The following is a 19,002-nucleotide window of genomic DNA, read 5'->3' on the forward strand; positions in this document are numbered from 1 at the left end:
GGTACGGAGGACCGAGGCGCAGCGGCCGTGTTGGATGGGGAGGTGCTCCTTCCTGCCCGCCCGCACCGCCACGACGTACTCATCGCGGTCATCGGGCTGTTCAGCGGTGTATCCCTGACGGCCGTCGGTCTGGCCATGCAGACCGGCCGGCTCTTCGACTCCCTGTGGGCCACCCTGCCGCCGCTCGCGGTGATGTCGTCGCTGGAGCTGCTGCGCAGATCGGCGCCCCAAACGGCGCTGGTCATCGGCACGCTCACACTGGCGGCCGATCAGTTCACGCCGGGGAACCTGGCGACCGTGCTGATGTTCACGGACCTCGTGTACGCGGCGGTGGTGTACGGCTCCCCGGCCGCCGCCCGGCGCATCCCGGTGACCACGTTCCTCATCACGGTCGCGGTCACGATCGGGTTCCTGGCCTGGTTCCGCAGCCCCGAGGCACTTCTCATCGGCATCGTCTCCGGCCTGGTCTCGTTCGGGCCCGCGATCACCGGGGTCAGCGTGCGGAACCACCGGGACGCCGCGGAGACCGCACGGCTGCGCGCCGAACAGACGGCGCTGCTGGCCGAGATGGACCGGGCGCAGGCGGTGACCGCCGAACGTGCCCGGATGGCCCGTGAATTGCACGACATGGTCGCCAACCATCTCTCCGCGATCGCCATCCACTCCACCGCGGCGCTCTCCATCGACGAGCCCTCGACCTCCCGGGACGCGCTCGGCGTCATCCGGCAGAACAGCGTCGAGGGGTTGGCCGAGATGCAACGGCTGATCGGGCTGCTCCGTACCGGGAGCAAGGGGGCCGAACCGAGCGTCGCGCCGACCCTGGCCGCTCTGGACACACTGATCGAGCAGACCCGTACGGTCGCCGCGTCGAGCGGGCTGACCTGCACCCTTATGGACACGCGCAGCGAGCAGGAGGCGCTGCCGACGCCGGTCGAGCTGGCCGCGTACCGGATCGTCCAGGAGTCCCTGACGAACGCGCTCAAGCATGCCGCGCCGGGCCCGGTGGGGGTGCGGCTCGGGCGGGCCGGACGGCTGCTGACGGTGGAGGTCACGAGCGTGCTCGGGGACCGCCCTGGGCCGCGTGCACCGGGGTCGGGGGCAGGTCTCGTCGGGATGCAGGAGCGGGTCGCGCTGCTGGGCGGCGAGATCGCGGCGGGACCCGTCACCACCGGGGACGGGCCGAAGATCTGGCGGGTGCGGGCCGAACTGCCCGTCGAGGAAAGGACAGTGAAGGGATGACGATCCGGGTACTGGTGGCGGAGGACCAGTCGGCCGTGCGGGCGGGGCTGGTACTGATTCTGCGCAGTGCGCCCGATGTCGAAGTGGTCGGGGAGGCGCCGGACGGCGAGGCGGCGGTGCGGCTGGCCCGTGAACTGCGCCCGGATCTGGTGCTGATGGACGTGTCGATGCCCCGGCTGGACGGGGTGTCGGCGACGCGGCAGGTGGTGGCGGAGGGGCTGGCCGATGTGCTGGTGCTGGCGACGTTCGATCTGGACGAGTACGTCTTCGGCGCTCTGCGTGCGGGCGCTGCGGGCTTTCTGCTGAAGAACACCGAGGCGCATGAACTGCTCCAAGCGGTACGTACGGTGGCGCGCGGCGAGGGCATGATCGCCCCGGCCGTGACGCGTCGTCTGATCGCGGAGTTCGCCGGGACCGCCCCGGCGCGAGCGGCCGGCGCACCCGATCCTGCGGTCCTCGACGCGCTGACGCGACGCGAGCGCGAGGTGCTGGGGTGCCTGGGCCAGGGGCTGTCGAACGCCGAGATCGCGGTGCGCCTCTCGATGGCGGAGGCAACGGTGAAGACGCACGTCAGCCGCTTGCTGGGGAAGCTGAATCTGCGCAGCCGGGTCCAGGCCGCGGTGCTGGCACAGGAGTTGGGCATCTGAGGTTGAGCACCGATCTATGGTCCAGACCTCTTGACGGTTGGTCCAGACCTTCCTAATCTCACCGAGCACACTGCGGTGAGCACGCCATGACAAGGCGGGCTCAGGGCGGCGCAGGGTTTGCAGTCCACGGACCACCCCCGTTTGTCCGGACCTCACCCGAGGAGCACCGTTGAGCACCGAAACCCCCCTACGCCGAACCAGATTCAGATTCGGTCCGGCCACCACCACCCGCACGAGAGTGATGGCAGGCCTCACCGCGCTGCTTCTCCCCCTCGCCGCGATGGTCGGACTGGCCACCCCGGCCCAGGCGGCCACCTCCGCGACCGCCACGTACCTCAAGAAGTCCGACTGGGGCACCGGCTTCGAGGGCCAGTGGACGGTGAAGAACACCGGCACCACCGCCCTCAGTTCCTGGACGATCGAGTGGGACTTCCCCTCCGGCACGTCGGTCACGTCCGCCTGGGACGCCACCGTCACCAATTCCGGAACCCACTGGACCGCCAAGAACGCCGGCTACAACGGTACGGTCGCCCCCGGCGCCAGCGTCAGCTTCGGCTTCAACGGCGCCGGCCCCGGCGCCCCCAGCGGCTGCAAGCTGAACGGTGCCTCCTGTGACGGCGGCAGCGTCCCGGGCGACAACGCACCCTCCGCGCCCGGCACCCCCACGGCGAGCTCCATCACCGACACCTCGGCGAAGCTGAGCTGGACCGCGGCCACCGACGACAACGGCATCAAGAACTACGACGTGCTGCGCGACGGCGCCGTGGTCGCCACGGTCATCGGTACGACGTACACCAACACCGGTCTCACGGCGGGCACCGACTACTCGTACACCGTCCAGGCCCGTGACACGGCCGACCAGACCGGTCCCGCCAGCGGTGCGGTCAAGGTCCACACCACCGGCGGCGGCACCCCCGACCCGGGCACCGGCGGCAAGGTCAACCTCGGTTACTTCACCGACTGGGGCGTCTACGGCCGGAACTACCACGTCAAGAACCTGGACACGTCCGGTTCCGCCGCAAAGATCACGCACATCAACTACGCCTTCGGCAACGTGACGGGCGGCAAGTGCGCGATCGGCGACGCCTACGCCGACTACGACATGGCCTACACCGCCGACAAGTCCGTCGACGGAGTCGCCGACACCTGGGACCAGCCGCTGCGCGGCAGCTTCAACCAGCTGCGCAAGCTCAAGGCGAAGTACCCGAACATCAAGGTCCTGTGGTCCTTCGGCGGCTGGACCTGGTCCGGCGGCTTCGGCGAGGCGGCGAAGAACCCCGCCGCGTTCGCCCAGTCCTGCTACGACCTGGTGGAGGACCCCCGTTGGGCCGATGTCTTCGACGGCATCGACATCGACTGGGAGTACCCCAACGCCTGCGGTCTGACCTGCGACACCAGCGGCCCTGCCGCGCTGAAGAACATCACCACCGCACTGCGCTCGAAGTTCGGCAGCAACAACCTGGTGACGGCCGCCATCACCGCCGACGGCTCGAGCGGCGGCAAGATCGACGCCGCCGACTACGCAGGCGCCGCCACGTCCCTGAACTGGTACAACGTGATGACGTACGACTTCTTCGGCGCATGGGCGGACAAGGGCCCGACGGCCCCGCACTCCCCGCTCACCTCGTACAGCGGCATCCCGCAGGCCGGCTTCAACGCGTCCGACGCGATCGCCAAGCTGAAGGCCCAGGGCGTCCCCGCCTCGAAGCTGCTGCTCGGCATCGGCTTCTACGGCCGCGGCTGGACCGGCGTCACCCAGGACGCGCCCGGCGGCACCGCCACCGGTGCGGCCACCGGTACGTACGAGGCGGGCATCGAGGACTACAAGGTCCTCAAGACCAGCTGCCCCGCCACCGGCACGATCGCCGGCACGGCGTACGCGCACTGCGGCACCAACTGGTGGAGCTACGACACCCCGGCCACCATCGCGTCCAAGATGACCTGGGCGAAGAGCCAGGGCCTGGGAGGCGCGTTCTTCTGGGAGTTCAGCGGCGACACCAGCAACGGTGAGCTCGTGAGCGCGATCAACAACGGTCTGAAGTAACCCCTACGGTCCCCTTCGGGATCAGCGCACGACCCCGGAAAGCAGCCGGGGAGACAGGTCCGCCCCTTGTCTCCCCGGTTTTTCGCCGTGCTGTGGTGCTCCCCGTGTCGTGTGTGGTGTCCGTGCCGCGTGTGCCATTACGGGCCTCAGAGCCTGTCGGGTGACGCTCACCCTCCCCCGGACATCATCCGGGGGACCGGGACCCCCTTCGAACGAGGCCCTTCTCAGGCAACATTGACTCGCTGGCCGGGCGGAGCCGCCTCCAGCCAGGCGAGGAAACCGGTCAGGGCGTCCTCGCTCATCGCCAGCTCCAGGCGCGTCTCCCGGTGGAGACAGCCGAGCACGACGGCGTCGGAGAGCAGCGCGAGCTCCTCCTCGCCCTCGGGCAGCCGCCGGTCGATCACCTCGATCGCGGAACGCTCAAGGACCCGGCGGGGCCGGGGAGCGTACGAGAAGACACGGAACCAGTCGATACGGTCGCCGCTGTAGCGCGCAACGCCGTACACCCAGCCCTTGCCCGAGAGATCGGGCTCGGCCGACACGTTCCACCGCACGCTGCAGTCGAAGGTCCCACCGGAGCGCTGGATCAGCCGCCGGCGCAGACCGAAGACGAAAAGACCCACCGCAACCAGTACGACGACCAGGCCGCACACCCACAAAGCGAGGACCATCTCCACCGACCTCCTCGCATCGTCGAGTAACGGATACCACCCGGACTGCACCTGCACCTGCATCGCCTCAGCCGCGGCACGGTCTGGAGAGTTCCAGCTCGGGCCGCGGCTGAGGGTAAAGACATTCGGCGGGGTGCCTAACGCACCGCCACCGCGCGGATTCGCACATCGGCGCGACGCTCGGCGGCGCTGTCCGTGTCCGACTTCGCACGCTCCAGCGCACGCTCGGCGCGCTGGACATCGATCTCGTCCGCCAGCTCGGCGATCTCCGCCAGCAGCGAAAGCTTGTCGTCCGCGAACGAGAGGAAACCGCCGTGCACAGCCGCGACTACGGTTGTGCCCTCGCTCGTACGGATCGTCACCGGGCCCGACTCCAGCACACCGAGAAGCGGCTGGTGACCGGGCATGACGCCGATGTCGCCGGACGTGGTACGCGCGACGACCAGGGTGGCCTCGCCGGACCAGACACTGCGGTCCGCGGCGACCAGCTCGACGTGCAGCTCAGCAGCCAAGAGTGGCTCCTCGGGTCACCACCCGGCCGTTGGAGCCGGGTGTTGGGTCAATTCTACGGGGCGTGGTGAGGGGGACGGGACGCACCCGCCCCCCTCGGTGAGCCATGGGCTCAGGAGACGCCGAGCTCCTTGGCGTTGGCCTTGAGGTCCTCGATGCCACCGCACATGAAGAACGCCTGCTCCGGGAAGTGGTCGTACTCACCGTCGCAGATCGCGTTGAACGCGGCGATCGACTCGTCGAGCGGAACGTCCGAACCGTCCACGCCGGTGAACTGCTTGGCGACGTGGGTGTTCTGCGACAGGAAGCGCTCGACACGACGGGCACGGTGGACAACGAGCTTGTCCTCCTCGCCCAGCTCGTCGATACCGAGGATCGCGATGATGTCCTGGAGGTCCTTGTACTTCTGGAGGATCCCCTTGACACGCATGGCCGCCGCGTAGTGGTCCTGCGCGATGTAGCGCGGGTCCAGGATCCGGGACGTGGAGTCCAGCGGGTCCACGGCCGGGTAGATGCCCTTCTCGGAGATCGGACGGGAGAGAACCGTCGTCGCGTCGAGGTGGGCGAAGGTGGTGGCCGGGGCCGGGTCGGTCAGGTCGTCCGCGGGGACGTAGATCGCCTGCATCGAGGTGATCGAGTGACCACGGGTCGACGTGATGCGCTCCTGCAGCAGACCCATCTCGTCGGCCAGGTTCGGCTGGTAACCCACTGCGGACGGCATACGGCCGAGCAGCGTGGAGACCTCGGAGCCGGCCTGGGTGTACCGGAAGATGTTGTCGATGAAGAAGAGCACGTCCTGCTTCATCACATCGCGGAAGTACTCCGCCATGGTCAGACCGGCCAGCGCGACGCGAAGACGCGTGCCCGGGGGCTCGTCCATCTGACCGAAGACAAGCGCCGTCTTGTCGATGACGCCGGACTCGGCCATCTCCTCGATGAGGTCGTTGCCCTCACGGGTACGCTCACCGACGCCCGCAAACACCGACACACCGTCGTGGTTGTTGGCGACGCGGTAGATCATTTCCTGGATCAGAACGGTCTTGCCGACACCGGCACCACCGAACAGACCGATCTTTCCACCCTTGACGTACGGGGTGAGCAGGTCGATGACCTTGACGCCGGTCTCGAACATCTCGGTCTTGGACTCGAGCTGGTCGAAGTTGGGCGCCTTGCGGTGGATCGACCAGCGCTCGGTGACCTCGGCCTCGGCCTCGGGCTTGTTCAGGATCTCACCGAGGGTGTTGAACACCTTGCCCTTGGTCATCTCGCCGACCGGGACCGTGATGCCGGCGCCCGTGTCGGTCACCGGGGCCTGGCGGACCAGACCGTCGGTGGGCTGCATCGAGATCGCGCGGACCACGCCGTCACCGAGGTGCTGGGCGACCTCGAGCGTCAGCTTCTTGAGCTTCCCGTTCTCGGCCGGGTCGGCCACCTGGACGGTCAGCGCGTTGTAGATCTCCGGCATTGCGTCGACGGGGAACTCCACGTCGACGACCGGGCCGATGACCCGGGCGACGCGGCCCGTGGCAACGGCCGTCTCAACTGTGGTCGTCATTACTTGTCACTCCCCGCGGTCGCGTCGGCCAGCGCACTGGCACCGCCGACGATCTCGCTGATTTCCTGGGTGATTTCGGCCTGGCGGGCCGCGTTGGCAAGCCGGGAGAGGCTCTTGATGAGGTCTCCGGCGTTGTCGGTGGCCGACTTCATCGCGCGGCGGCGGGCAGCGTGCTCGGAAGCAGCGGCCTGCAGCAGTGCGTTGTAGATCCGGCTCTCGACATACCGCGGAAGCAGGGCGTCGAGGACGTCCTCCGCCGACGGCTCGAAGTCGAAGAGCGGCAGGATCTCGCCCTTGCCCTCTTCTTCCTTCGTCGTGTCGAGGCTGAGCGGCAGCATCCGGCTGTCCACCGGGTTCTGCGTCATCATCGACACGAACTCCGTGAAGACGATGTGCAGCTCGTCCACGCCGCCCTCGGCGGTCTCCTGGGTGACCGCTTCGATCAGCGGGGCCGCAGCCCGCTTCGCATCCGCGTACGTCGGGCTGTCGGTGAAGCCCGTCCACGAATCCTCGATCTTGCGCTCGCGGAATCCGTAGTAGGCGACACCCTTGCGGCCGATCACATACGTGACGACCTCCTTGCCCTCACCACGCAGACGCTCGGTCAGTCGCTCCGCCGCCTTGATGGCGTTGGAGGAGTAACCGCCGGCCAGACCGCGGTCGCTCGTGATGAGCAGGATCGCGGCCCGCGCCGGAGCGTCGGCCTCGGTGGTCAGCGGGTGCTTGGTGGTGGAGCCGGTCGCCACCGCGGTCACCGCACGGGTGAGCTCGGTCGCGTACGGCGTCGACGCCGCCACCTGGCGCTGCGCCTTGACGATGCGCGAAGCGGCGATCATCTCCATCGCCTTGGTGATCTTCTTCGTGGCGGTGACGGAGCGAATGCGGCGCTTGTAAACGCGAAGCTGAGCGCCCATCGATCAGCCCTCGCCCAGAAGCTTGCCGTCCGAGGTCTCGAACTGCTGCTTGAAGGCGGCGACCGCGTCGGCAACCGACTGCAGCGTGTCGTCGGACATCTTGGCGCCCTCGGCGATGCTGGTCAGGAGGTCCTTGCGCTCGCGGCGCAGGTACTCCAGCAGCTCGCTCTCGAAGCGACGGATGTCCTCGACCGGGACGTCGTCCATCTTGCCGGTGGTGCCGGCCCAGATGGAGACGACCTGCTCCTCGACCGGGTACGGGTTGTACTGCGGCTGCTTCAGCAGCTCGACCATGCGCTTACCGCGCTCCAGCGACGCCTTCGAGGCCGCGTCCAGGTCGGAACCGAAGGCGGCGAACGCCTCCAGCTCGCGGTACTGGGCGAGGTCGACACGGAGACGGCCGGAGACCTGGCGCATCGCCTTGTGCTGGGCGGAGCCACCGACACGGGAGACCGAGATGCCGACGTTCAGGGCCGGACGCTGGCCGGCGTTGAACAGGTCGGACTCCAGGAAGCACTGGCCGTCGGTGATGGAGATGACGTTGGTCGGGATGAACGCCGACACGTCGTTCGCCTTGGTCTCGACGATCGGGAGGCCCGTCATCGAACCGGCGCCCATCTCGTCGGAGAGCTTCGCGCAGCGCTCCAGCAGACGCGAGTGGAGGTAGAAGACGTCGCCCGGGTAGGCCTCACGGCCCGGCGGACGGCGCAGCAGCAGCGACACGGCGCGGTAGGCGTCGGCCTGCTTCGAGAGGTCGTCGAAGATGATCAGGACGTGCTTGCCCTGGTACATCCAGTGCTGACCGATGGCCGAACCGGTGTACGGCGCAAGGTACTTGAAGCCGGCCGGGTCGGACGCCGGGGCGGCGACGATGGTCGTGTACTCGAGCGCGCCGGCCTCTTCCAGGGCACCGCGCACGGAGGCGATGGTGGAGCCCTTCTGACCGATGGCGACGTAGATGCAGCGCACCTGCTTCTTCACGTCGCCCGAGCGCCAGTTGTCGCGCTGGTTGATGATCGTGTCGACGGCCAGAGCGGTCTTACCGGTCTGACGGTCACCAATGATCAGCTGACGCTGGCCGCGGCCGATCGGCACCATGGCGTCGACGGCCTTGTAGCCGGTCTGCATCGGCTCGTGCACCGACTTACGGACCATGACGCCAGGGGCCTGCAGCTCGAGGGCGCGGCGGCTGTCGGTCGCGATCTCGCCGAGACCGTCGATCGGGTTGCCGAGCGGGTCGACGACGCGACCGAGGTAACCCTCGCCGACGCCGACGGAGAGCACCTCACCGGTGCGCTGCACCGGCTGGCCCTCCTCGATTCCGCTGAACTCGCCGAGAACGATCGCACCGATCTCGCGCTCCTCGAGGTTGAGGGCGAGACCGAGGGTTCCGTCCTCGAACTTCAGCAGCTCGTTCGCCATGGCCGAGGGAAGACCCTCGACCTTCGCGATGCCGTCGCCGGCAACGCTGACCGTACCGACCTCCTCGCGCGAGGCCGCGTCCGGCTTGTACGACTGGACAAAGTTCTCCAGCGCGTCCCGGATCTCCTCCGGCCGGATCGTGAGCTCCGCCATCTGGGTTCCCTGCTCTCCTTGTTGGGCCCGAAGTTTCTTAAGGGGGTCTGGGGGCCGACCCCCAGGAATCTTCTGCAATTTCTGCACGGCCCAACCGGGCCGCTGGTCTTGCTTGTTCTGTTGCTGCGCTGTGTCAGCCGGCCATACGGCGGGACACCTCGTCGAGGCGCTCCGCGACGCTGCCGTTGATGATCTCGTCACCGACCCGCACCGCGATCCCGCCGAGGACCGTCGGGTCCACGTCGAGGTTCAGGTGCATCGGCCGACCGTAGATCGCCGCCAGTGCGGCGCCGAGGCGCTGCTTCTGCTGATCGCTCAGCGGCACTGCCGACGTGACCACGGCGACCATGCGGTCCCGGCGCTCCGCGGCAAGCTTGGAGAGGGACTCGAGTCCCGCTTCCAGGCTACGTCCCCGGGGCTGGGTCACAAGCCGCACGACGAGGCGCTCGGTGGTGGGCCGTGCCTTGCCGCCGAGCAGGCTGCGCAGCAGCTCAGACTTGGCAGCGGCGGACGCGGACCGGTTGGTGAGCGCGGCGCGCAGCTCCTTGTCGGAGGCGACGATCCGGCCGAACCGGAAGAGCTCGTCCTCGACGTCGTCGAGATCCCCGCTGCGCTGGGCTGCGGTGAGATCTGCGGTACTCGCCAGTTCCTCGACCGAGTCGACCAGGTCACGCGACTGCGACCAGCGGGAGCGGACCATGCCGGAGATCAGGTCGACGGTCTCGCCGCCCACCTGGCCGCGCAGCAGTCGTCCGGCCAGCTCCGCCTTGGCCTCGGCGCCCTGCGACGGGTCGGTGAGGACCCGCCGCAGTGAGACCTCGCGCTGGAGCAGCGCCGTGACAGCGGCCAGCTCCTCGGCGAGCTTCGCCGCGTCGACCGACGTGTTGTCGGTCAGCGCGTCGAGACGCTCACGTGCGGCAGCCAGTGCCTCGCGGCTCGCGCCGTTCATCGGACGGCCTCGGCCTTCGCCTCGAGCTCGTCGAGGAAACGGTCGATGGTGCGGCTCTGCCGGGCGTGGTCCTCGAGGGACTCGCCGACGAGCTTGCCGGCCAGGTCGGTGGCGAGCTTGCCCACGTCCTGACGCAGCGCGGAAGCCGCGGCCTTGCGGTCGGCCTCGATCTGGGCGTGGCCGGCAGCGATGATCTCCTCGCGCTGCCGCTGGCCTTCCGCCCGCATCTCCTGCAGGATCACGGCGCCCTGCTCCTGAGCCTCCTGGCGCAGGCGCGCGGCCTCGTGGCGGGCCTCGGCGAGCTGAGCCTTGTACTGCTCGAGCACGCTCTGGGCCTCGGTCTGGGCCGCATCGGCCTTCTCGATACCGCCTTCGATGGCCTCGCGGCGCTCGTCCAGAACCTTGTTGATGTTCGGGAGGAGCTTCTTGGCGAGGAAGCCGAAGACGATGACGAAGGCGATCAGACCGATGACGAGCTCAGGGATCGGCGGAACGAGCGGATTCTCAGGCTTTTCCGCCGCGAGCTGAACCAGGGGGTTCACATCAGTGCCTTTCGTCGGAACGGACTAGTCGCAGTTCGTCAGCTGTAGACGAACGGCATGACCAGACCGATCAGGGCGAGCGCCTCACAGAAGGCGAAGCCGAGAATCTGGTTGGCGCGGATCAGGCCGGCAGCCTCGGGCTGACGAGCGAGAGCCTGCGTGCCGTTACCGAAGATGATGCCGACGCCGACGCCGGGACCGATGGCGGCCAGGCCGTATCCGACGGAGCTGAGGGAACCGGTGACGGCGGCAAGGGTCTGGGACATGCCAGTTCTTCCTTCTCTTTCACGGACCGGTGGGGGTTGGCCACCGGACGACTGGGGGGAGGGGAGGCGCGATCAGTGGTGCTCGGCGACAGCGCCCTGAATGAAGCTGCACGCCAGGAGCACGAAGACGTACGCCTGAACAGCCTGGATGAACAGCTCGAAGGCGGTCATCACGATGACCATCACGAACGAGACACCCGCGTAGGCGATACCGATGCCGTTCAGCAGGTACCAGCTGGCGATGGTGAAGAGGAGCAGCAGCGTGTGACCGGCGAACATGTTCGCGAAGAGTCGGACCGCGTGCGTGAAGGGCCGGACCAGGACGTTCGAGAAGAACTCGATGACCATGACCAGCGGCAGCACCGGGCCGAGCGACTTGTCGTAGCCCGTCAGGTTCTTGAAGCCGCCGACGAAACCGTGGCGCTTGAAGGTGATGCTCATCCAGAGGACGTAGACGATCGCCGCCAGGCCCGCCGGGTACGCGATGATCGACGTCACCGGGAACTGGGCGAGCGGGATGATCGACCAGAGGTTCATCATCCAGACGAAGAAGAAGATCGACACCATCAGCGGGACGTACTTCTCGCCCTCGCGCTTGCCGAGCGTCTCGTAGACGATGCCGCGGCGGACGAAGTCGTAACCGGCCTCGGCGACCATCTGCAGCTTGCCCGGGACGACCTTCGGCTTACGGAAGGCGGCCCAGAAGAAGCCGACGATGATGACCGTACCGAGGAGCGCCAGCAGCATCGTCTTGTTGAAGTAGACGTTACTGTCCGCGTCACCGAAGATCGGCTCGAACAGGAAAGAGTGCAAGCCAGGACCCGGGAAACCACAACCGGAGAAGATGTGGCAATCGGTCTCGAAGGCGAGCACCTGTGTCGGGTCAGCACTCACCGCGGGCTCCTTCAGCGTGGCGCATAGGTACGGCAACCTCGTTGTGTCGGCGCGGCGCGCAGCCGCGGTTCGGCACTGGACTGGTGTTACGGATGTGTGAGCGGCAGTCAGGCATTGAGCCTCGCGATCGAGCAGGCGTCAGCTCACATGCCCGCGCCCGCAGTGCCGCAGTTGGAACCGGACGATAGCAGGGTCTCGAACCTGCACTTATTCCGCCCCTACCCTTCACGCCTTCGGGCCCGTGTTCGTGGGCTTGTCGCCCTGGTCGGACTCGGGCTCGACGTAAAGGATCTTGGCCTTCATATGCGCACGCGCCTGTGCGCCGATCCACACGAGAGTCAGCGCGACCAGAGTGATCGCGAAGGCTTTCGGGTTGAACATCGTCGTGTTCTTGAATGCGGCGACAAAGATGAACAGCAGGAGAAGCTGAGCCGTATACAGCATCAGCCCCATCGCCTGGAACAGGTGAGGCAAGGACCTGGCGGTCCGTTGCAGAACCACGAGGCCGATCCCCATGAAGAGGACCACCACGACGGTCGCAACGAGCGCCCCGAGGGCTCCCTTGCCACCGGCGACGCCACCGCTGACGGCGACGGCAACGGCGCCGGCGACAGCAGTGGGTACGGCGGCTTGAAGGAGAGTCCGGACGTCGTTGGACGGCATGGCGGCAGCTCCGCTTGCAGGGGGTGGGCAGTGTGTCGTCATGGACGAGCGTAGGCCCGGTCCGAGTCGATACCTCGGGCCAATGGACCGTCTCACTAGGGTCCTTCGGCCGTGTCACCGGGCTTAGTGAACGGTATCACAAACTATTTGATGAGGTCTTTACCAAGAAAGTGTGCTTGCTGTCACACGTGAGAGTTAATCCGCGCGTGTGAGCAAGACAACTCAATACCCTGTCCGGTATTGCCCCCGATGTCCGAATCGTCAGCGGGCGGAATCAGCCTTACGACTTTCCGAGGAACGCGAACGGGGTCCGATCGCGGTCGCCCCGTTGACGCCGGAGACGCCGACGACGACACGTGCCGGCTCCCGCGGCTCGTGCTCGTCCTGCCCCATCTGCGGTTCCTGGGGCTCCTGTTGTGCCTCGTACGCGGCTGAGGACCTCTTGCCCCGCCGGTCCCAGCGGCGGTAGCGGGGCGGCACGAAGCGCTCCGCCCAGCGCGGGGCGCGCGGTGTGAAGCGGGGCATCAGCAGCAGGACCAGACCCACCGCGCTCAGCCCCATGACCACCAGCACGATCCACAGAGACGCCGAGTGCACCGAGTAGCCGACCGCACCGAAGGCGATCAGGGCCGACCAGAAGTACATGATCAGCACGGCCCTGCTGTGCGAATGGCCGATCTCCAGCAGCCGGTGGTGCAGATGGCCGCGGTCCGCGGCGAACGGCGACTGGCCCTTCCAGGTGCGCCGGACGATCGCCAGCACCAGGTCCGCGGCCGGGATCGCGATGATCGTCAGCGGCAGCAGCAGCGGAATGAAGACCGGCAGCATCGCGTGCGTGGCCTCTCGCTCACTGCCCGCGAAGAGCTTCATCGCGTCCGGATCGACCTGCCCCGTGACAGAAATCGCACCGGCGGCCAGCACGAGACCGATCAGCATCGAGCCGGAGTCACCCATGAAGATCCGGGCGGGATGCATGTTGTGCGGCAGGAAGCCGAGGCACATGCCCATCAGGATCGCCGTGAAGAGAGTCGCGGGGGCGGCCGCCTCGATCATGTGCCCGTACCAGAGCCGGTACGTGTAGAGGAAGAACGCGGCGGAGGCGATGCACACCATGCCGGCCGCCAGACCGTCCAGGCCGTCGACGAAGTTCACCGCGTTGATCGTGATGACGACCAGCGCGACGGTGAGCAGCGTGCCCTGCCACTGGGTGAGCGCGACCGTGCCGATGCCGGGGATCGGCAGCCACAGGATCGTCAGACCCTGGATGACCATGACCGCGGCGGCGATCATCTGCCCGCCGAGCTTGATCAGCGCATCGATCTCGAACTTGTCGTCGAGGACGCCGATCAGCCAGATCAGCGCGGCGCCGGAGAGCAGCGCCCGCGGTTCGCTGGAGAGCTGGAACACACCGTCGAGGTTGTACAGATGGGCCGCGACGATCAGTCCGGCGCACAGCCCGCCGAACATGGCGATGCCACCGAGCCTCGGTGTCGGTTCTCGGTGGACGTCACGCGCACGGATCGCGGGCATCGCCCCGACCGCGATGGCGAACTTCCGCACCGGGCCGGTGAGCAGATAGGTCACCGCGGCCGTGACACAGAGTGTCAGCAAGTAATCACGCACGGGCTGCCCCACAGATATCGCCGGCCATCTCAGCCCACACCTTAACTACGTCGGCCTCATGGTTGAGGACACGGAGGTACGGGTGATGGTTGCATGGGCCGCGTCTACCCCGGATAGGGAGGATATTTCCCGGCCAGTTCCCTCACCTCGGCGCGGACGTCGCCTTCCGCACGTACCGCAGCCCCGAAGAGCACCGCGAGCCGCGCCATGTCGGTGTCGTTCATGCCCTGGGTGGTGACCGCGGCCGTGCCGAGCCTGATGCCCCGGGCGTCCCCGTAAGGCAGCGCGCAGGTGTCCAGGACCATGCCCGCCGCCGCGAGCCGTTCGCGGGCGGTGCGCCCGTCGACGCCCAGGGGCGCCGGGTCCGCGACGATCAGATGGGTGTCCGTGCCGCCGGTGGTCACCTCGAACCCCTCGGCCTCCAGACCGGCCGCCAGCACCCGGGCGTGTGTCACCACCTGATGGGCGTACGTGGCGAACGCCGGTGTCGCCGCCTCGCCGAACGCGACCGCCTTCGCCGCGACCGTGTGCATCTGCGCGCCACCCTGGGTGAACGGGAAGACCGCCCGGTCGATCCGCTCGGCCAGCTCCGCTCCGCACAGGATCATGCCGCCGCGCGGCCCGCGCAGCACCTTGTGCGTGGTGGCGCACACCACGTCGGCGTACGGCACGGGATTGGGCGCCGCTCCCCCGGCGATCAGGCCCATCGGGTGCGCGGCGTCGGCAATCAGATACGCGCCGACCTCGTCGGCGATCTCGCGGAACGCCTCGTAATCGGGATGGCGGGGGTACGAGATCGAGCCGCTGACGATCGCCTTGGGCCGGTGTGCCCGGGCCAGGGTGCGCACCTGCTCGTAGTCGATCAGGCCGCTCTCCGAGTCGACCCCGTACCCGACGAACTCGAACCATCGGCCGGAGAAGTTGGCGGGCGAGCCATGGGTGAGATGTCCGCCGTACGGGAGTCCCATCGCGAGCACCGTGTCACCGGGGCGCAGCAGGGCCGCGTACGCCGCCAGGACGGCCGAGGAGCCGGAGTGCGACTGAACGTTCGCGTGCTCGGCGCCGAAGAGCGTGGTGGCCCGCTGGACGGCGATGAGTTCGGCGGCGTCGGCCAGCTCGCAGCCGCCGTGATGGCGGGCGCCGGGGTAGCCCTCGGCGTACTTGTTGGCGAGCGGCGAGCCGAGGGCGGCGAGGACCGCGGGCGAGGTGAAGTTCTCGGCGGCGATCAGCTGCAGCGTGCTCGACTGCCGGTGCAGTTCCCCCAGCAGCACGTCGGCGATTTCCGGGTCTCCCCGGAGCAGGGCGCCGAAGTCCTGCGGCAGGGTGGTGACGGTGGCGGAGGACGGTGCGGCGGGAGTGGTGACCGACATCTGACGGCTCCGGGCCTGGGGAGGGTTGGCGTCGGATCCAATGTAGGCCGGTACGGGTGCGCGCGCCCGCTGCCCGGGCGCGTCAGTGCGGGGCCGGTACGCCCGTCAGGGCGGTGACCACCGGGTCGAGCGCCTGGTTGATCTCGTCGCCGATGGAACGGAAGAACGTGATCGGGGCGCCGTACGGGTCGTAGACCTCGTCCGCCTCGGCGGTGGGGGCCAGCAGCCAGCCGCGCAGCGCGGCGGCCGCACGGACCAGCGCACGGGCGCGTTCGACGACGCCCTCGTCGCGCGCGTCGGGCAGCGTCGCGGGGTCTATGGCCCGGACCAGCCGGGTGAATTCCTTGAGCGTGAACGTCCTCAGGCCGGCCGAGTGACCCATCGAGATCACCTGGGCGCGATGGTCCCGGGTGGCGGTCAGGACGAGGTCGGCGCGGATCACGTGCTCGTCGAGGAGCTCGCGGCCGACGAAGCCGGTGGCATCGGCGCCGAAGTCGGCGAGGACGATCTCGGCGTTGGCCTCCATCGGGGCGCCTTCGTGCCCCCAGGTGCCCGCGCTCTCCACGATCAGGCCGCCGCTGAGCGGGTCGCCGAGCCGGTCCACCAGGGCATGGCGGGTCAGCCGCTCGGTGATCGGCGAGCGGCAGACATTGCCGGTGCTGACGTGGAGGATGCGGAAGGTGTCGGTCCGCCCCGCTATGCCACGCCCCTCAGGGGCGGTCAATTGGCCACCTCGAGGTCTGGTACCACCTTGCGGAGTTCCTCGACGGAGAGGGCTCCGGCCCGCAGCAGGACCGGGACCTTGCCGGTGACGTCGACGATCGAGGACGGCACGATGCCGGGCGTCGGGCCGCCGTCGAGGTAGACGGAGACCGAGTCGCCGAGCATCTCCTGGGCGGCGTCGCAGTCCTCGGGAGCCGGGTGTCCGGTGAGGTTGGCGCTGGAGACGGCCATCGGGCCGACCTCGGTGAGCAGTTCGATGGCGACCGGGTGCAGCGGCATCCGGATGGCGACGGTGCCGCGGGTGTCGCCGAGGTCCCACTGGAGCGAGGGCTGGTGCTTGGCGACGAGCGTGAGGGCTCCCGGCCAGAAGGCGTCGACGAGCTCCCAGGCCTGCTCGGAGAAGTCCGTGACGAGGCCGTGCAGGGTGTTCGGGGAGCCGATCAGGACAGGGGTCGGCATGTTACGGCCGCGGCCCTTGGCGTCGAGCAGGTCGGCGACGCCCTCGGAACTGAAGGCGTCGGCACCGATCCCGTACACGGTGTCGGTGGGCAGCACGACCAGTTCTCCGCGGCGGACGGCGGACGCGGCTTCACGCAGACCCGTCGTACGGTCGGTCGCGTCGTTGCAGTCGTATCGCCGTGCCATCAGCCGGCCTCCTCAAGCATGTACGGGTATGACGGGTACGGGTCGTGCGGGTGCGGGGCGCCGGTCACGGCATGGCCTTGCGGGCCGTCGCGAACCGGGGCCGTCGGTTCAGATCGGGGTGGTCGGCCGCGTCGGCCCAGCCCCGCTCCTCGGTGAAGATCCACGGCACCTGGCCGCCCTGGGTGTCGGCGTGCTCGATGACGACGAGGCCACCGGGGCGCAGCAGGCGGTGCGCGGTGCGTTCGATGCCGCGGATGGTGTCGAGGCCGTCCTCGCCGGAGAAGAGCGCCATCTCCGGATCGTGGTCACGGGCCTCGGGTGCCACGTACTCCCACTCGGTGAGCGGGATGTACGGCGGGTTGGAGATCACCAGGTCGACCTGGCCGTCGAGCTCGGGAAGGGCCGTCAGAGCGTCTCCGCGGTGCACGGTGACCCGAGACCCCTCGGCGTTCTTCCGCGTCCATCTGAGGGCGTCCTCGGAGAGCTCCACGGCGTGCACGCGCGAGCGCGGCACCTCCTGGGCCATGGCGAGGGCGATGGCGCCCGATCCCGCGCACAGGTCGACGATCAGCGGCTCGACGACATCCATCGCGCGGACGGCGTCTATCGCCCAGCCGACGACCGACTCGGTCTCCGGGCGGGGCACGAAGACACCGGGGCCGACCTGGAGCTCCAGGTAGCGGAAGAAGGCGCGGCCGGTGATGTGCTGGAGCGGTTCGCGGGCCTCGCGGCGGGCGATGGCCTCCCAGTACCGGGCGTCGAAGTCCTCGTCCGGCACCTGGTGCAGCTCGCCCCGCTTGACGCCGTGCACGAACGCGGCGAGTTCCTCCGCGTCGAATCGCGGCGAGGGTACACCGGCGTCGGCCAGCCGCTGGGTGGCCTGGGCCACCTCGGCGAGCAGCAGGTTCATCGCGGTTCTCCGTACGGGTTTACGGGCGGGGCGGGCGTTCTTATGCGGCGGCGAGCTTGGCGGCGGAGTCGGCGTCGACACAGGCCTGGATCACTGCGTCCAGCTCCCCGTCGAGCACCTGGTCCAAGTTGTACGCCTTGAAGCCGACGCGGTGGTCCGAGATCCGGTTTTCCGGGAAGTTGTACGTACGGATCTTCTCGGAACGGTCGACGGTACGCACCTGGCTGCGTCGGACGTCCGAGGCTTCCTGCTCGGCCGCTTCCTGGGCCGCGGCAAGCAGTCGCGAACGCAGGATACGCATCGCCTGCTCCTTGTTCTGGAGCTGGCTCTTCTCGTTCTGGCAGGAGGCGACGACACCGGTCGGCAGGTGCGTGATGCGGACGGCGGAGTCCGTGGTGTTGACGGACTGGCCGCCGGGGCCCGAGGACCGGTAGACGTCGATACGGAGATCGTTGGCGTGGATCTCGACGTCGACCTCCTCCGCCTCGGGCGTGACGAGCACACCGGCGGCGGAGGTGTGGATGCGGCCCTGCGACTCGGTGGACGGCACGCGCTGCACGCGGTGCACCCCGCCCTCGTACTTCAGCCGGGCCCACACGCCCTGGCCGGGCTCGGTGGCACCGTTGCCGCCCTTGGTCTTCACGGCGACCTGGACGTCCTTGTAGCCGCCGAGCTCGGACTCGGTGGAGTCGATGATCTCGGTCTTCCAGCCGATGCGCTCGGCGTACCGCAGATACATGCGCAGCAGATCGCCGGCGAAGAGGGCGGACTCGTCGCCGCCCGCACCCGCCTTGATCTCCAGGAGCACGTCCTTGTCGTCACTGGGGTCGCGGGGGACCAGGAGGAGGCGGAGCTTCTCGGTGAGCTCTTCGCGCTGCTTCTCCAGGTCCTTGACCTCGGCGGCGAACTCGGGGTCGTCCGCGGCGAGCTCGCGGGCGGTTTCGATGTCGTCACCGGTCTGCTTCCAGGAGCGGTACGCACCGACGATCGGGGTCAGCTCGGCGTAGCGCTTGTTGAGCTTGCGCGCGTTGGCCTGGTCGGCGTGGACCGCGGGATCCGCGAGCTTCTTCTCAAGATCGGCCTGTTCGCCGATCAGTTCCTCGACCGCCTCGAACATCGGGGGCTCCTGGGGGTGGGGTATCCCCTGCTCATCAAGAGCTTGGGGAAGTTACTCGATATGCCTGCTGCACGGCGTCGTGCTGTCCGGGCGGGGTGCGGGGGACCCCGTACACCCGGCCGGAAAAAAACGCCGGCCTCGGCGC

19 protein-coding genes are annotated in these 19,002 nt (G+C 68.4%); 3 read left to right on the top strand and 16 right to left on the bottom strand.

Annotation, left to right across the window (positions count from 1 at the left end; translation table 11 throughout):
- Window positions 1-42: 42 nt before the first annotated feature.
- The 3 genes from OG972_RS13815 to OG972_RS13825 all read left to right on the top strand — a co-directional run bounded on the left by OG972_RS13815 (window position 43) and on the right by OG972_RS13825 (window position 3,930).
- Window positions 43-1,239 carry a sensor histidine kinase gene (locus OG972_RS13815; protein WP_266990471.1) on the top strand — a complete coding sequence of 399 codons (1,197 nt, stop codon included), beginning with the start codon at window positions 43-45 and terminating at the stop codon, window positions 1,237-1,239.
- Complete coding sequence (locus tag OG972_RS13820; protein ID WP_266981434.1) at window positions 1,236-1,886, top strand: response regulator transcription factor; 651 nt, start codon at window positions 1,236-1,238, stop codon at window positions 1,884-1,886. The genes OG972_RS13815 and OG972_RS13820 overlap by 4 nt, the downstream gene beginning before the upstream one ends.
- 169 nt (window positions 1,887-2,055) lie before the next feature.
- Window positions 2,056-3,930 (top strand): glycoside hydrolase family 18 chitinase, encoded by a 1,875-nt coding sequence (locus tag OG972_RS13825; RefSeq protein WP_266981435.1) that lies wholly within the window; start codon window positions 2,056-2,058, stop codon window positions 3,928-3,930.
- Between the two features lie 224 nt (window positions 3,931-4,154).
- Here the strand turns inward: OG972_RS13825 and OG972_RS13830 are convergent, their stop codons facing one another.
- From OG972_RS13830 to prfA, 16 genes are all read right to left on the bottom strand, one after another.
- A complete protein-coding gene (locus tag OG972_RS13830; protein ID WP_266981437.1) occupies window positions 4,155-4,601 on the bottom strand; it encodes a DUF2550 domain-containing protein in 447 nt (148 codons plus the stop codon).
- 137 nt (window positions 4,602-4,738) lie between these two features.
- Window positions 4,739-5,113 carry a F0F1 ATP synthase subunit epsilon gene (locus OG972_RS13835; RefSeq protein ID WP_266981439.1) on the bottom strand — a complete coding sequence of 125 codons (375 nt, stop codon included), beginning with the start codon at window positions 5,111-5,113 and terminating at the stop codon, window positions 4,739-4,741.
- Between the two features lie 110 nt (window positions 5,114-5,223).
- The gene (atpD, locus tag OG972_RS13840; RefSeq protein WP_266981441.1) at window positions 5,224-6,666 is read right to left on the bottom strand and encodes a F0F1 ATP synthase subunit beta; all 1,443 of its coding nucleotides are present in this window, start codon (window positions 6,664-6,666) and stop codon (window positions 5,224-5,226) included.
- The gene (locus OG972_RS13845) at window positions 6,666-7,580 is read right to left on the bottom strand and encodes a F0F1 ATP synthase subunit gamma (protein ID WP_266981443.1); all 915 of its coding nucleotides are present in this window, start codon (window positions 7,578-7,580) and stop codon (window positions 6,666-6,668) included. The genes atpD and OG972_RS13845 overlap by 1 nt, the downstream gene beginning before the upstream one ends.
- Window positions 7,581-7,583: 3 nt before the next feature.
- Window positions 7,584-9,155, bottom strand: coding sequence for a F0F1 ATP synthase subunit alpha (atpA, locus tag OG972_RS13850; protein WP_266981445.1), 1,572 nt, complete (start codon window positions 9,153-9,155; stop codon window positions 7,584-7,586).
- 133 nt (window positions 9,156-9,288) lie between these two features.
- Window positions 9,289-10,104 (bottom strand): F0F1 ATP synthase subunit delta, encoded by an 816-nt coding sequence (locus OG972_RS13855; RefSeq protein WP_266981447.1) that lies wholly within the window; start codon window positions 10,102-10,104, stop codon window positions 9,289-9,291.
- Window positions 10,101-10,646, bottom strand: a complete 546-nt coding sequence (locus OG972_RS13860; protein ID WP_266981449.1) for a F0F1 ATP synthase subunit B — start codon at window positions 10,644-10,646, stop codon at window positions 10,101-10,103. The genes OG972_RS13855 and OG972_RS13860 overlap by 4 nt, the downstream gene beginning before the upstream one ends.
- Before the next feature lie 38 nt (window positions 10,647-10,684).
- Entirely contained in the window at window positions 10,685-10,912 is a 228-nt protein-coding gene (gene atpE, locus OG972_RS13865) for an ATP synthase F0 subunit C (RefSeq protein ID WP_030386954.1), read from the bottom strand.
- Between the two features lie 72 nt (window positions 10,913-10,984).
- A complete protein-coding gene (gene atpB, locus OG972_RS13870) occupies window positions 10,985-11,821 on the bottom strand; it encodes a F0F1 ATP synthase subunit A (RefSeq protein ID WP_266990472.1) in 837 nt (278 codons plus the stop codon).
- A gap of 210 nt (window positions 11,822-12,031) precedes the next feature.
- Window positions 12,032-12,469 carry a hypothetical protein gene (locus OG972_RS13875; protein ID WP_266981451.1) on the bottom strand — a complete coding sequence of 146 codons (438 nt, stop codon included), beginning with the start codon at window positions 12,467-12,469 and terminating at the stop codon, window positions 12,032-12,034.
- A gap of 261 nt (window positions 12,470-12,730) precedes the next feature.
- Window positions 12,731-14,104 (bottom strand): MraY family glycosyltransferase, encoded by a 1,374-nt coding sequence (locus OG972_RS13880; protein ID WP_266981453.1) that lies wholly within the window; start codon window positions 14,102-14,104, stop codon window positions 12,731-12,733.
- Window positions 14,105-14,196: 92 nt separating this feature from the next.
- Window positions 14,197-15,462 carry a serine hydroxymethyltransferase gene (gene glyA / locus OG972_RS13885; protein WP_266981454.1) on the bottom strand — a complete coding sequence of 422 codons (1,266 nt, stop codon included), beginning with the start codon at window positions 15,460-15,462 and terminating at the stop codon, window positions 14,197-14,199.
- Between the two features lie 82 nt (window positions 15,463-15,544).
- Entirely contained in the window at window positions 15,545-16,186 is a 642-nt protein-coding gene (locus OG972_RS13890; RefSeq protein WP_266981456.1) for a protein-tyrosine-phosphatase, read from the bottom strand.
- Window positions 16,183-16,830 carry an L-threonylcarbamoyladenylate synthase gene (locus tag OG972_RS13895; protein WP_114246670.1) on the bottom strand — a complete coding sequence of 216 codons (648 nt, stop codon included), beginning with the start codon at window positions 16,828-16,830 and terminating at the stop codon, window positions 16,183-16,185. Before OG972_RS13895 ends, OG972_RS13890 begins: the two co-directional genes overlap by 4 nt.
- Window positions 16,831-16,894: 64 nt before the next feature.
- Entirely contained in the window at window positions 16,895-17,740 is an 846-nt protein-coding gene (gene prmC / locus OG972_RS13900; protein ID WP_266981458.1) for a peptide chain release factor N(5)-glutamine methyltransferase, read from the bottom strand.
- Between the two features lie 40 nt (window positions 17,741-17,780).
- Window positions 17,781-18,857, bottom strand: coding sequence for a peptide chain release factor 1 (gene prfA, locus OG972_RS13905; RefSeq protein ID WP_266981460.1), 1,077 nt, complete (start codon window positions 18,855-18,857; stop codon window positions 17,781-17,783).
- Between the last annotated feature and the right edge of the window lie 145 nt (window positions 18,858-19,002).

The sequence above is a fragment of the Streptomyces sp. NBC_01669 genome, from assembly GCF_026339735.1.
Lineage (GTDB): Bacteria > Actinomycetota > Actinomycetes > Streptomycetales > Streptomycetaceae > Streptomyces > Streptomyces yanii.